13 protein-coding genes are annotated in these 12328 nt (G+C 66.6%); 6 read left to right on the forward strand and 7 right to left on the reverse strand.

Translation table 11 applies throughout. From position 1 onward, the window contains the following. Nucleotides 1–7 precede the first annotated feature (7 nt). Together QW845_RS23485 and QW845_RS23490 are read right to left on the reverse strand one after the other, a co-directional pair. On the reverse strand, nucleotides 8–1414 hold the full coding sequence (locus QW845_RS23485) for a serine hydrolase (protein ID WP_315803898.1): 1407 nt from the start codon (nucleotides 1412–1414) through the stop codon (nucleotides 8–10). Between the two features lie 141 nt (nucleotides 1415–1555). After that, nucleotides 1556–2608: a helix-turn-helix domain-containing protein gene (locus QW845_RS23490; RefSeq protein WP_315803899.1), complete on the reverse strand. Its 1053-nt coding sequence runs from the start codon at nucleotides 2606–2608 to the stop codon at nucleotides 1556–1558. Between the two features lie 140 nt (nucleotides 2609–2748). Here QW845_RS23490 and QW845_RS23495 point away from each other — a divergent pair, with 140 nt between their 5' ends. Then, entirely contained in the window at nucleotides 2749–3666 is a 918-nt protein-coding gene (locus tag QW845_RS23495) for a pirin family protein (RefSeq protein ID WP_315803900.1), read from the forward strand. A 39-nt stretch (nucleotides 3667–3705) separates the two neighbouring features. After that, nucleotides 3706–4620, forward strand: a complete 915-nt coding sequence (locus QW845_RS23500; RefSeq protein WP_315803901.1) for a phosphoribosylaminoimidazolesuccinocarboxamide synthase — start codon at nucleotides 3706–3708, stop codon at nucleotides 4618–4620. Between the two features lie 953 nt (nucleotides 4621–5573). On the opposite strand, the gene QW845_RS23505 is transcribed toward QW845_RS23500, so the two are convergent. Beyond that, nucleotides 5574–5966 (reverse strand): nuclear transport factor 2 family protein, encoded by a 393-nt coding sequence (locus QW845_RS23505; protein WP_315803902.1) that lies wholly within the window; start codon nucleotides 5964–5966, stop codon nucleotides 5574–5576. A gap of 134 nt (nucleotides 5967–6100) precedes the next feature. Here QW845_RS23505 and QW845_RS23510 point away from each other — a divergent pair, with 134 nt between their 5' ends. Then, nucleotides 6101–6580, forward strand: coding sequence for an Lrp/AsnC family transcriptional regulator (locus tag QW845_RS23510; RefSeq protein ID WP_315803903.1), 480 nt, complete (start codon nucleotides 6101–6103; stop codon nucleotides 6578–6580). Nucleotides 6581–6721: 141 nt separating this feature from the next. On the opposite strand, the gene QW845_RS23515 is transcribed toward QW845_RS23510, so the two are convergent. After that, nucleotides 6722–7399 (reverse strand): nitroreductase, encoded by a 678-nt coding sequence (locus tag QW845_RS23515; RefSeq protein ID WP_315803904.1) that lies wholly within the window; start codon nucleotides 7397–7399, stop codon nucleotides 6722–6724. Nucleotides 7400–7512: 113 nt separating this feature from the next. Next, nucleotides 7513–8178, reverse strand: a complete 666-nt coding sequence (locus tag QW845_RS23520) for an HAD hydrolase-like protein (RefSeq protein WP_315803905.1) — start codon at nucleotides 8176–8178, stop codon at nucleotides 7513–7515. Between the two features lie 171 nt (nucleotides 8179–8349). Here QW845_RS23520 and QW845_RS23525 point away from each other — a divergent pair, with 171 nt between their 5' ends. Beyond that, nucleotides 8350–9438: a mandelate racemase/muconate lactonizing enzyme family protein gene (locus QW845_RS23525; RefSeq protein ID WP_315803906.1), complete on the forward strand. Its 1089-nt coding sequence runs from the start codon at nucleotides 8350–8352 to the stop codon at nucleotides 9436–9438. Nucleotides 9439–9533: 95 nt separating this feature from the next. After that, nucleotides 9534–9932 (forward strand): VOC family protein, encoded by a 399-nt coding sequence (locus QW845_RS23530; RefSeq protein ID WP_315803907.1) that lies wholly within the window; start codon nucleotides 9534–9536, stop codon nucleotides 9930–9932. A 25-nt stretch (nucleotides 9933–9957) separates the two neighbouring features. Here QW845_RS23530 and QW845_RS23535 read toward each other — a convergent pair whose 3' ends face one another. Both QW845_RS23535 and QW845_RS23540 read right to left on the reverse strand, forming a co-directional pair. Then, nucleotides 9958–10587, reverse strand: a complete 630-nt coding sequence (locus QW845_RS23535) for a glutathione S-transferase (RefSeq protein ID WP_315803908.1) — start codon at nucleotides 10585–10587, stop codon at nucleotides 9958–9960. A gap of 148 nt (nucleotides 10588–10735) precedes the next feature. Further along, nucleotides 10736–11425 (reverse strand): phytanoyl-CoA dioxygenase family protein, encoded by a 690-nt coding sequence (locus tag QW845_RS23540; RefSeq protein ID WP_315803909.1) that lies wholly within the window; start codon nucleotides 11423–11425, stop codon nucleotides 10736–10738. Between the two features lie 294 nt (nucleotides 11426–11719). Here QW845_RS23540 and QW845_RS23545 point away from each other — a divergent pair, with 294 nt between their 5' ends. Then, the gene (locus QW845_RS23545) at nucleotides 11720–12322 is read left to right on the forward strand and encodes a hypothetical protein (protein WP_315803910.1); all 603 of its coding nucleotides are present in this window, start codon (nucleotides 11720–11722) and stop codon (nucleotides 12320–12322) included. Nucleotides 12323–12328 lie beyond the last annotated feature (6 nt).

A 12328-nucleotide genomic window follows, 5' to 3' on the forward strand; every position in this document is an offset into this window, starting at 1 on the left:
GCATGCGTCATTCCCCTCTTGTCGCTGCGATCACGTCGCTCACGAGCTGCGCCACGCCGTCGGCCTCCGGCGGCCAGTTCACGGTGCGACCGAAGCGCGCGATGACGAGGCGCTCGGAGGGAACGAAGATGACGTACTGGCCGAGCGTGCCCTTGGCGAAGACCGCATCGCGCGGCCAGCCGTGCGCGATGCGGTAGTTGGCGCCAAAACTGTCGCCGCGGTTGGTCCAGAAGCCGGCGCCGAGGCCGACATAGGCGTTCGGTGTGGGCGTGGCGACGTAGTCCGCCCAGCCGGCGGGCAGGATGCGCCGGCCGGCGACGACGCCGTCGTCGAGATAGAGCTGGCCGAGCCGCGCCCAGTCGCGCGCCGAGGCTAGCATCTGGCTCGATCCCTCCGGCGTGCCGGCGGCGTCGAACTCGATCGTGACGCTGGCCATGCCGAGCGGATCGAACAGCTCGCGATGCGCGAAGCGCAGCACATCCGCGGCGCTGCCGCCGGCGGCATCGCGGATGAGATGGGAAAGGATGACGGTGTTGCCGTCGTGATAGTTGCTGACCGCGCCCGGAGCAGTCTCCATCGGCATGGATTCGGCAAAGGCCGCGCGGTCGGGCTCGACGAACTTCATCCGGTTGACCGGCTCGAGCGCCGACAACAGCGAGGCCTGCAGCGAGCTGCCGAGCGCGAGACCGGCGGTGTGGCGCAGCAGATGATCGACGGTGATGGCATGGCGCGGATCGCTTTCGCTCTGCCACGCCGCCACCGGCGCGGGCGCATGCAGCGCGAGCTTGCCCTGGTGGACGAGAATGCCGATCAGGGTCGCGGTCATCGACTTGGTCGCGGAGAAGCCGAGCAGCGGGGTGTCGAGCGTGAAGCCGGGCGCGTAGCGCTCGGCGATGACCTTGCCGTCCTTCATCACCAGGACGGCATGGGTGCGCCGGAACGGCGGCGCCTCCGGCTCGGCAAAGGCGCGGTCGAGCGCCGCGGCGAGCGCCGGTGTCGCCGGCGCCACGACATGCGGCGGAGCGATGTCGGGCAGCAAGGCCGGCTGCGGCGGCGACAACCGGACGGCCGGCCAGTCGCGGCTCTCGCCATGGTCCACGTGGCAGCCGAGCCCGTCGCGATACACGGCGTGGCTCCGGCCGAGCCCGAGCAGCGTCACGCTGACGTCCTTGGCGGCGCGATCGACGCGGACGTCCATTGCCCAGCTCAGCAGGCCGGCGCCGGGCATCGCGGCCCGGGTCTCGGAGAGCGTGCGGTCGGGGTCGAGACCGGAGACGAAGGTCTCCGAGCACAGGACGCTGGCGATGAAGCCGGTCGCGATTTTCGGCACGTCACGGGCCCGGGCACCGCCGACCGCCAGGGCGGTCAGCGCGGTGGTGGCAACGAGGGCAAGCAGCAGGCGGCGTCTGGTCATGAGGAGCTCCGGCAGTTGGATCTGCCGGACCAGACTGCGGCTGCGGCCCGGATGCTCGCCGATTTCGCAAATCACACCAGCCGAGACTGGCCGAGACCTCGCCGATTTTGGAATTCCTCCATGATTTCAGTGTGGAACAGGTCACGCCGCCGACAGCCTCATGCGCCGGTACTCGGTCGGCGTCACCCCGGTCACCGCCTTGAAGGCGCGGTTGAAGGGCCCAAGCGACTGGAACCCAGCGTCCATCGCGATGGTGATCACGGGCACCTCGGCCTGGGCGGGATCGGCGAGCGCGGCCTTGGCCTCCTCAATGCGGTGGGCGTTGAGGAAGGTGTTGAAGTTGCGGTAGCCGAGCTCGCCATTGATCAGCCGCCGCAGCCGGTATTCAGGAATGGAGAGCCTGGTCGCCAGCATCCCGATGGTGACGTTGTCCCGCCGATAGATCCGCTCATCCGCCATCAGCCGCATCAGCGCGTCGACCAGCCTGCGGTCCGCGGCCCTGGGAGCCGTGGCTTCGGGCTCTGCGACCGGCGGTGTCTCCGGCGCGAACACATCGCCGGCACCGACCCTGAGCAGCATCAGCGCGACGGCGCCGACCACGACCAGGAACATCGCCGCATTGACCACATTGGCAAGCTCGGACGGGCCGCTGCCGGCGGACGCCATCTGCAGCAGCGCATTGACGCCACCGTAGGACAGCGCCGCGATCACGACGAAGGCCCGGATGCGCCGCCGTCCCTCGACGAGATCCGCCGACCAGGAGCGGATGGTCTGCGCCAAGGTCAGGCCAAGGAAGCCGAGCGCCAGCACATTGTTGGCGACGATCACGAGCCGGCCATGTCCGGCAGGTCCGAGCACGAGACAGCCGATCAGGCTGAAGCCGAACACAGCCAGCCAGATCAGGCCGTGCAGCCCGCGCAACGCAAAGCCGTCGTCGAACAGCGCGCGGCAGAACAGCCAGAGCACGATGATGTCGGCCGTCGCGAGCGCAATCAGCGGCGCGGAAGCGAGCGATGGCGCCGCCGTCCCGCCGATGTTGAAGGTCGCCGCATGCGCGGCCGAGCCGAGCGCCAGCGCGATCGCCAGCCGGCCGCGCCATTGACCACCGAGGTCACGTCCCAACGCGACGGCGAGCACGGCGAGCAGCGCAATGGCGGCGGCGCGAAGCACGAGATCGAGGCTGTCGAGCGTCATCGTCACGGATCCGTTGTCAGCGCCGGAACTCTAGGCCGGAGTGCCGCTCCGTTCAAATCACGCCGACGCCGCGACCTCATGCCCTGCCCTCGCCGTCGCGAAGCTGCTAGGCTCGCGTGACCACATCTCAGGAGCGTCCCATGAGCTGGCAGCCTTCGAACGATCCCGAATTCGGCGATCCCACCTCGTGCGATGCGCTGGAGCACGTCATCGTGCCGCGCACCCGTGATCTCGGCGACGGCTTTGCGGTACGCCGCGCGCTGCCGCATGGCCGCCGGCAGATGGTCGGGCCGTTCATCTTCTTCGACCATTTCGGTCCGGTGCAATTCGTTTCCGGCAAGGGCATGGACGTGCGGCCGCATCCGCATATCGGCTTGGCCACCGTCACCTATCTGTTCGACGGCGCCATCATGCATCGCGACAGCGAGGGCAACGTCCAGGAGATCCAGCCCGGCGCGATGAACCTGATGACCGCCGGCCGCGGCATCGCGCATTCCGAGCGCACGCCGGACCTGCAGCGGCAGAACGGCCAGAACATGCTGGGCCTGCAGAGCTGGATCGCGCTGCCGGTGGAATCGGAAGAGATCGCGCCGAGCTTCCAGCATTACGCGGCGGGCGCGCTGCCGACGGTCAGCGACACCGGCTTCTCCGCGCGCATCATTGCCGGCCGGGCGTTTGGAAAAGCCTCTCCGGTGACGATGGTTTCGCCCTGGTTCTATGTCGAGGTGACGGCGCAGGCCGGCACAGTGGTGCCGCTCGATCCGGACCACGAGGAGCGTGCGATCTACATCGTCGACGGCGAGGTCGAGATCACCCGCGAGCGCCACGAGGGACCGCGGCTGCTGATCTTCCGGCCTGGCGATGCGATCAGCGTGCGCACGGTGAAGCCGACCCGGATGATGTTCCTCGGCGGCGACGCGCTGGAGGGGCCGCGCCACGTCTGGTGGAATTTCGTCTCCTCCAGCAAAGAGCGCATCGAGCAGGCCAAGCAGGACTGGAAAACCGGCCGCTTCGCCGCTGTTCCCCAGGAGCACGAGTTCATTCCGCTGCCGGAATAGGCTATGGGAGGCGATGCTCCCTTTCGAAGGCCCCGAACGATGACCACGCTTCTCGCCAGCAATCTGCCGCTCCCGAAGATCGGCCGCGGCAAGGTCCGCGACATCTATGCCGTCGGCGACGACCGCGTGCTGCTGCTGACCACCGACCGCATCTCGGCCTTTGACGTCGTGATGAACGAGACCATCCCGATGAAGGGCGCGGTGCTGACGCAGATCTCGGCCTACTGGTTCAACGCGCTGGAAGGCGTCGTGCATCACCACATGATCTCGGCCGACACCGACGAGATCATCGCCGAGGTGCCGGCGCTGCAGCCGCATCGCGAGGAGATCCTCGGGCGGGCGATGCTGTGCAAGCGCACCACCGTGTTTCCGATCGAATGCGTGATCCGCGGCTATCTCTCGGGCTCGGCCTGGAAGGAATATGCCGCCAGCGGCACGCTGGCCGGCGAGCAGCTTCCCACCGGCCTCGTCGAGAGCCAGAAGCTCGAGCCCGCGATCTTCAGCCCGGCGACCAAGGCCGAGACTGGCCATGACGAGAACATCACCATTGCGCGGATGCGCGAGGTGGTCGGCGACGACACGGCCTACACGCTGGAGAGCATGACACGCGCCGTCTATACGCTCGGCGAGACGCTGGCGCGTGAGCAGGGCATCATCATCGCCGACACCAAGTTCGAGTTCGGCCGCGACAAGGATGGAAACATCATCCTGATCGACGAGGTCATGACGCCGGATAGTTCGCGGTTCTGGGCCGTCGACGCCTATCAGCCGGGGAAGCCGCAGCCGAGCTTCGACAAGCAGCCGCTGCGCGACTATCTCGACGCCGAGCGCAAGGCCGGCCGCTGGAACGGCGACGCTCCACCGCCGCCGCTGCCGCAGAGCGTGGTGGACGCGACGAGCCAGCGTTATCTGGAGGCGTTCCGGCGCGTGACGGGCAGCGAGCTAAAGATTTAAGGATCGCTTTTCTGCGGTCAGCGGTTGTACGACCAGCGCTCTTGTTTGGACGTGTGAGCTGAACTCATGCCGCATCGGCAGTGCTCCCCCTCACCCCGCTGGCAGGGAGGGGAGCCGCTGATCCGGATCGCATTCGAGGCAATCCGAGCTCCCCTGGAAGGGGCAGAGCCATGGTATCTGGCGATCAGAGTCGTGCGCTCATGCGTCGCCACATCGTCATGGCCGGGCTTGTCCCGGCCATCCACGTCGTTCAGCACGCTGAGCGCCACGTGGATGCCCGGGACAAGCCCGGGCATGACGGCGTAACTAACGTCCGGGATTGTTTGTCGCCACAGCCCGTACCTCATATGAAATGGCCCTATTGCAAGCGAGGCGAGCGCCGAGCATGCATGAGCCCCGCCATCCATGTTAAGACGCGCCTGATCGGCCTCGCGGCGCAATGGCCCGAGTTCTGCTGATCGATCCCGCCCTCTGGAAATGCCGAGGGCGCAGGGAAGGCCGGGAGCTGGCTGCTCCCATGGCCCGCCTGCGGAAAAAAATGCAGGCGGCAGGTACCACAGGTTCAGCCGAGACATCCCGGCCCTCCCTGCGCGATGGGTTTACGTCTGCTCCGCGCTCTCCCCGGGGACCGGCTTGTTTGCCCCCGTCGCCCTGATGACACGTCCTGTCAGGGATCGCGTCACCGCGGACTTGGCGCCAGCTTCGGGGCGCCAGGACCACACAGCTTGAACGTCCGCGAGCTGTCCATCGTCCAGCGCATCAGCACCTGACAGACCCGCGGCCACCGCTCCCCGCCTCTACGTATCGTGACGACGCGTACGCCCCTCTGCATGAGGACGGGATGCGCGGATAGAAACGTGATTTCGGAAAATTAGCAAGCACAAACTGATGCGGCAGAATAGCCCGACGGGCAGTTGCGTACGGCGCGCATTTGGCGCAGGTCGGCTGAACAATTACTTCCCGTCCGCAAAACGCCGCTCCACATGAAACGACTTGGCCGTCACCAGCCACTCGCCGCCAATCAGGTGAAAGCAGAGATAGTCGAGATAGAGAATCAGATCGATCCTGACGCGAACCTTCACGACCGCCTGCGTGGATGATGCGAAGTCGATGAGCAGAATTTCCTGCTGGCGGGGCGCGCTCTTCGACTGCGGCGAGGGGGTGGTCGTCAACAGCTGACGATACTCGGCCGCGGTCAGGACGCGCAGAGCCTCGTCACGCAGGCCGTGCAGTTGCGCGGTCGGCGCAAACACCCGGTCAAATCGTTCGACATCAGAGTCGAACATGGTGTCGAAGTATCGCTCGACGGCATCGAGCAACGTCTGGGGCACAGCGGTGTCGGTCATATCCAGGTCTCCGGAGGCTCGTGGGAAGCACGTCATCCTCGCCCCGAACCGGCGCGCGTGTCCTTGCGAACTGTGCTAACGTACGGGCTCGTTACGCAATAAACCCGCTGTTTTCCGCGACTGATGTCAGAGATATGCCAAAAGCTAAGCTCGATGCGATCGACCAGCGCATCATCGGGGAATTGCAGGCCGACGCCCGGCTCAGCAATGTCGAGTTGGCCGACCGGGTCGGCCTGTCACCGTCTCCCTGTCTTCGTCGCGTCAAGCGGCTGGAGCAGGACGGCGTCATCCAGGGCTATCGCGCGGTCCTGAATCGCGACGGCGTCGGCCTCGGATTCTCGGCATTCCTCGCGATCAAGATCGCGGGACATGCGAACGAGCACGCTCTGGCCTTCGAAGAGGCCGTCTGCGCGATGCCGGAAGTCCTGGCCTGCCATCTGGTCTCCGGCGAGTCGGACTATCTGCTCGAGGTCGTCACGGCCGACCTGGAGCACTACCGGCAGTTCCTGGTCGAGCGGCTGCTGAACCTGCCCATCGTCCGCGAGGTCAAAAGCAACATCGCGATCCAGACCCGCAAGGCCGCGGCACCGCTGCCGCTGCAGCACGTGCAGTGACGCTATCGCCAGACGAATGCGCCGGTCGACGGTGGTCACGCTGCCGCCTTCGGCGGCGGCTTTGCCCACGCTACAGCTTGGATCCGACAACGCACGTCATTGGCCTCATCGGTCTACGGACCTCATCTCCCCGGCCCACCACTAATCCCCGAACCCCACGAACACCGTCGCGTCCTTCACCGACTTCCGTTCCGACACCACGGCATTGGCCGGGAAATCATGATCCGGCCAGCCGAGCGCGATGCTCTTCATGATGACCTGGTCGTCGGCGATCCCGGCGTGCTCGCGGACGACGGGGGACTGCATGATGCCCTGGCTGTTGATGACGGCGCCGAGGCCGCGTGACCATGCGGCATTGACCAGCGCGGTCGTGACGGCGCCGCAGTCGAACGGCGTGTCGTCGCTGCCGTCGAGCACGCGGTCATAGGTGACGATGATGCAGACCGGCGCGTCGAACTGGCGGAAGCCGCGCAGCACCCAGTCCTGGCGCTTCTCCTTGTCGTCGCGCGCGATGCCCATCGCGGAGAACAATTGCTTGGCGACGCCGATCTGGCGCTCGCGGTGCGCGCCGTCGAACGGCTGACCGATGCGAAACTCGCGCGACTGCGGCACGCCGGCGAGCATGCGCTCGGTGTTGCCGGCACGGATGCGGTTGAGCGGCTCGCCGGTGATGACGTAGAAATTCCACGGCTGGGTGTTCATCGACGATGGCGCGCGCATCGCCAGCGTGAGGATTTCCTCGATCAGCGCCCGCGGCACCGGATCCGGCTTGTAGCCACGGATGCTGCGGCGGCCGAGGATGACGTCGTCAAACTGCATATGCTGGTATTCCCGGAATGATCCCTGAGCTGGCCGCGATCTTCGCGACTTTCCGGTTCCAGTGCAAGGTTGCGACGCGCAGGCGATCATCTGCGTCACCGCCTCGAACCGGACTAACGCCTCAGCATCGTCAGCACCGCGCGCGCCAGATCATCTGGATTTTCCACGAGACGGTCTGCACCGGCGGTTTCGAGCTCGTCGCGGCTGCCATAGCCCCAGAGCGCGCCGAGACTCCGCATCTTCACGGCATGGGCGCCTGCGATGTCGTGGCGGCGGTCGCCGACCATGAGGCTGTCGCGCGCGGCGATATTCCGTTCGGTGAGGATATGCGCGAGCAACTCGGGCTTGTGATCCAGCGCACCCGACGGCACCGAGCCATGAATGGCCTGGAAATACGATATGAGATCGAGATGCTCCAGGATGCGCCGCGCGAACAGCTCGCGCTTCGACGTTGCGAGATAGATGCGCAAGCCCGCATCGCGCATCGCCTGCAGCGCCTCCCGGATGCCGGGATAGAGCGTGCTGCCGAACAGACCGATCTCGCCATAGTGCTCGCGGTAGGCCACGACGGCCTCGTCGACGCGACCGTCGCCGTGGGCCTGCAGCAGCACACGCAGCATGTCCTGCAGCGGCGGACCGATCACGGCGGTGACGTCGAGCGTGTCGTCAGGCGCATGACCGAGCGACCGCAGGGCCGCGAGCGCGCTCGCGGCAATGCCGGGGCGCGAGTCGATCAGCGTGCCGTCGAGGTCGAGCAGCACTGAGTGAACCGGAGACATGTCCGAGCATAGCGGCCGGTGTGAGACGCGTAAACGCCCGCTCCGTGCCGCGCAGACGCGGGCATCAGTTCCGCCGCGACAATGAATGCATCAGGCCGATGGCTTGAGCAATTGCCCGCGGTCCGCCGCAGGCCTACGCTGATAAGAAACGCCAGGGAAGGAACCGAGCCGATGGCAGTGATCGCATCGATCGAGACCGGTCTTTATCGCATCCCACTTTCCGTCACGCTGTCCGACAGCACGCATGGCGAGATGACAGCCTTCGAGTTGATCACGTGCAGGGTGCGCGATGCCGACGGCGCGGAGGGTGTCGGCTACACCTACACGGTCGGCCGCAACGGCCCCGCGGTCGCCGACATCGTCAGGCGCGAGATCCCCGATCTGGTTGCGCGGCACGAGGCCGACGACACCGAGGCGATCTGGCATCGGGTGTGGTGGGGCCTGCATTATGGCGGGCGCGGCGGTCCAGTCGTGCTGGCGCTGTCGGCGCTCGACATCGCGCTGTGGGATCTGAAGGCGCGGCGCGCGAAGCTGCCGCTGTTCCGGCTGCTCGGCGGCTTCGATGCCCGGGTGCCCTGCTATGCCGGCGGCATCGACCTCGATCTGTCGGTCGACGCTCTACTGAAGCAGACCGACGACAATCTCGCCAAGGGCTTTCGTGCCATCAAGATGAAGGTCGGCCGGCCGGGTCTCTCCGCCGACGTCGCGCGCGTGCAGGCGATGCGGCAACATCTCGGCGACGGCTTTCCGCTGATGGGCGATGCCAACATGAAGTGGACGGTCGAGGAGGCGATCCGCGCCGCCCGCGCGTTGCAGCCGTTCGATCTCACTTGGCTGGAGGAGCCGACCATTCCCGACGACATCGCCGGCCACGCGCGCATCCTGAGCGCCGGCGGCGTGCCGATCGCGGCCGGCGAAAATCTGCGCTCGCTGTGGGACTTCAAGAACTACATCGCCGCCGGCGCGGTGTCGTATCCCGAACCCGACGTCACCAATTGCGGCGGCGTCACCGCATTCATGAAGATCGCGCGGCTCGCCGAGGCGTTCAACCTGCCGGTGACCAGCCATGGCGCGCACGACATCACCGTGCACCTGCTGGCGGCCTGCCCGAACCGGTCGTTTCTCGAAGCTCACGGTTTTGGCCTCGACCGCTACATCGAGCATCCGCTCGTGCTCAGGGATGGCCTGGCCCAGGCGCCGGCGCGGCCGGGCCATGGCATCGCGTTCGACTGGGAGGGGCTGGCGAAGCTCGCGGCGTAATGCGGCCGATGCTGGGACACCATTGCTGACACAAGGCTGTCAGCAGCCCTGCGATAGCGGGTCGGGGACCGATCCTCGAACGCAAGGTAAAAGTCATGAAGTTCGCATCGACCCGTCTGGTGGCGGCCGACATCAAGGCAGTGGTCAGCTTCTACGAAAAGGTCACCGGGAAGACCGCGGATTGGCTGGCGCCGGTGTTCGCCGAGATCGTCACGTCGCGCGCAACGCTCGCGATCGGCAGCGCCGAGACCGTGGCGCTGTTCAAGGAGGGCAGCGCCGAGCCCGGCGCCAATCGCAGCGCCATTCTGGAGTTCGAGGTCGATGACGTGGATGGTGATTTCGCGCGGTTGAAGGACGAGGTCGAGGTGGTGCACGCGCCGAAGACGATGCCGTGGGGCAACCGCGCCGCTCAGTTCCGCGACCCGGAGGGCACGATCGTCAGTCTTTATACGCCGGTCACCGACACCGCCAAACAGCGCTTCGGATCACGCTGAAGAGACTCGCGGGCGCGCATCCGCCCTAAGCCTTTGCGCTCGGACGGCTCGAAACCTCGCCGTACCATCGCCTGAGATGATGGAGATGATTCGGCGGATCGAGCTTGGCGCGGGCTGCAAAGTCGACCGACACCATGGCGGTGATGTCGGCGATGCTGAAATCGGGCCCGCAGACGAAGGCGTGCTCGGCCAGCCGCGCGTCGAGCCATGCGAAGTAGTGCGCGACGCGCAGGCGTCCGCGCTCCGCGAGCGCCGGGATCTGCTCGAGCGGCAGCGGACCCGGCAATGCCCGGCGCTCCAGCCCAGGGGTGCCGTTGCGAAAGGCCTCCTGGAGAGCGTAGAGACCGTCCCATTCGATCCGCCGGATCCAGCATTCGATGAGCGCCCGTTCTTCGGCGTCGCGGCCCATCAGAGGCGGTGCGGGATGCAGCTCCTCGAGATAGCGGCAGATCGCGATGACGTCGGTGATGGCAGCCCCGCTGTCGAGCTCCAGCACCGGAACGGTGCATTGCGGATTCAGCGCGCGAAACTCCGGCTCGAACTGCTCGCCGGCACGCAGATCAAGCCGAACCATGGGAATGGCGAGACCTTTCTCGGCGAGAAAGATCCGCACGCGGCGCGGGCTTGGGGCGACTGCGGCATCGTACAGCTTCATGAGCGTTCTCTCTGTCTGACCAAACCACGGGCGCGTGACGTCGGAACGAGTCGGCGCGGGTCGTTCTGCGCTGTCACGATCGACGTCGTGGCATGTTCCCAGGCCCGCGGCCTCGCCGCGGGATGACGGTGGTCATGACGCAGCCGGATCAGTCAGCCCCGAAAATCTCGTCCTGATCCATCCGCACCGCGCGCAACTTGCGCGTCCTGCGCCAGTCCTCTTGCTGCGAGAAGACGGCGTAAGTGATCAGCAGCGAGCGGCGGCGGGCGCCGCTGCGGTTGCGCGTCGCGCCGTGCAGCAGGTTGACGTCGAACAGCAGGATGTCGCCGGCCTCGCCCGCCGTGACGAACGCAGACGACGCGGCCCGCGCATCGTCCGCGTCGAGGCGATGCGAGCCCGGCACCACTTGCGTGGCGCCATTGTCGGGGCCGAAGGAATCGAGAAAGGCCAGCGCCGACACGGCGTCGGTGCGCCGGCGGTCGACGCCGTCGCGATGCAGCGGCTGCTGGCCGCCATCGGCACACGGCTCGCGCCCTTCGACCTGGCCGAGGAAGAACGGCGCCTTCAGGACATGATGCACGGCGGCGAGCATCACCGGCAGGCGGCAAACCTGCTGCACCGTCGCATCGAGATCGACCATGGCGTGGCGCCAGTCGCGGCCGCGCGGCACCGGCCATTGCTCGGACGGCCGCGTGCCCAGTTCGAAGGCGTCGCGTAATGCGACAAGCCAGTCCGCCGGAATCGCACCGCGCAGCAGCAGATAGCCATCCCCATCGAGGCGGCGCGCCTCCGCGTCCTGAAGCTGGCCGACGCTGCTGCGCGTGAGGGCTGCGGTCATAGTGGGCTCGCACAAGAGAGGGCGTGGTTCGCTGCATCATGGTCGGCGATCCGGCGCTCCGCGGCAAGCGTCCGCTCGCTCCCAGGTCGCCAGGTGCCCCTCGCTGCTGCATTCATCCGGCCATGACCGCCATCGCTCCGGAGGACGCTGAGACGATGGGCCGCACCGCGACCCGGGCGGCTCGCGGGGCCAGTTTACGTTTCATTAACCCCCTCGACCTACGTCTCGTTAGCAACACTCTGCAACGATCCGACATACGGGGTAAACGAGCAATCGAGCTCCTTGGAAGCACGCATGGTCGCCATCCAAAGCACCAACCAGATCTCGCCCGCCAATGAGCGGGTCTATCGCCAGAGCAACCTGCTCGGCGAGTGGAAGGGCAGTTGGACGGCCAACGGCCAGGCCGTGAGCTTCAAGGTCGTCAACATCAGAGGCGCCGCGGCCACGGTGGAATACACCCACAACGGCCGCACCGAGCGCGGCATCGGCCAGGTCAATGGCTCGACCATCGACTTCGGCGCGGTCACGCTCGGCACCAAGAACGGCAAGAACGCGGTGCTGCTGTTCTCGGCCGGCGGCGGCAAGGCCACCGCGATGCTCGAAAAGCAGGCGCCTCCCGCCGACGAGAGCAATCTGGTCGGCAGCTGGGCCGGCTACTCCGGCGAGAACGGCCAGAGCGCGAGCTTTCGCGTGCTGTCCGTCAGCGGCAAGGAGGCGCAGGTCAGCGTGACGACCAACGGCGTCACGCGCGAAGGCACGGGGATCGTCTACAACAACGTCATCATGTTCGGCCAGTCGCAGATCTCGACGACCGACGGCAAGAGCGGCAAGGTCATCTTCCAGGTCGGCAACAAGTCCTACCTGGTACCGGTCGACAAGCTGCCCAAGACGGCCTGATTCCCA

Source organism: Bradyrhizobium sp. SZCCHNS3002 (assembly GCF_032377435.1).
GTDB lineage: Bacteria > Pseudomonadota > Alphaproteobacteria > Rhizobiales > Xanthobacteraceae > Bradyrhizobium.

Excerpts from the sequence above, each read along its gene's own strand:
- QW845_RS23485 (WP_315803898.1), bottom strand. The coding sequence starts at position 1,414 with ATGACCAGACGCCGCCTGCTGCTTGCCCTCGTTGCCACCACCGCGCTG.
- QW845_RS23490 (WP_315803899.1), bottom strand. The coding sequence starts at position 2,608 with ATGACGCTCGACAGCCTCGATCTCGTGCTTCGCGCCGCCGCCATTGCG.
- QW845_RS23495 (WP_315803900.1), top strand. The coding sequence starts at position 2,749 with ATGAGCTGGCAGCCTTCGAACGATCCCGAATTCGGCGATCCCACCTCG.
- QW845_RS23500 (WP_315803901.1), top strand. The coding sequence starts at position 3,706 with ATGACCACGCTTCTCGCCAGCAATCTGCCGCTCCCGAAGATCGGCCGC.
- QW845_RS23505 (WP_315803902.1), bottom strand. The coding sequence starts at position 5,966 with ATGACCGACACCGCTGTGCCCCAGACGTTGCTCGATGCCGTCGAGCGA.
- QW845_RS23510 (WP_315803903.1), top strand. The coding sequence starts at position 6,101 with ATGCCAAAAGCTAAGCTCGATGCGATCGACCAGCGCATCATCGGGGAA.
- QW845_RS23515 (WP_315803904.1), bottom strand. The coding sequence starts at position 7,399 with ATGCAGTTTGACGACGTCATCCTCGGCCGCCGCAGCATCCGTGGCTAC.
- QW845_RS23520 (WP_315803905.1), bottom strand. The coding sequence starts at position 8,178 with ATGTCTCCGGTTCACTCAGTGCTGCTCGACCTCGACGGCACGCTGATC.
- QW845_RS23525 (WP_315803906.1), top strand. The coding sequence starts at position 8,350 with ATGGCAGTGATCGCATCGATCGAGACCGGTCTTTATCGCATCCCACTT.
- QW845_RS23530 (WP_315803907.1), top strand. The coding sequence starts at position 9,534 with ATGAAGTTCGCATCGACCCGTCTGGTGGCGGCCGACATCAAGGCAGTG.
- QW845_RS23535 (WP_315803908.1), bottom strand. The coding sequence starts at position 10,587 with ATGAAGCTGTACGATGCCGCAGTCGCCCCAAGCCCGCGCCGCGTGCGG.
- QW845_RS23540 (WP_315803909.1), bottom strand. The coding sequence starts at position 11,425 with ATGACCGCAGCCCTCACGCGCAGCAGCGTCGGCCAGCTTCAGGACGCG.
- QW845_RS23545 (WP_315803910.1), top strand. The coding sequence starts at position 11,720 with ATGGTCGCCATCCAAAGCACCAACCAGATCTCGCCCGCCAATGAGCGG.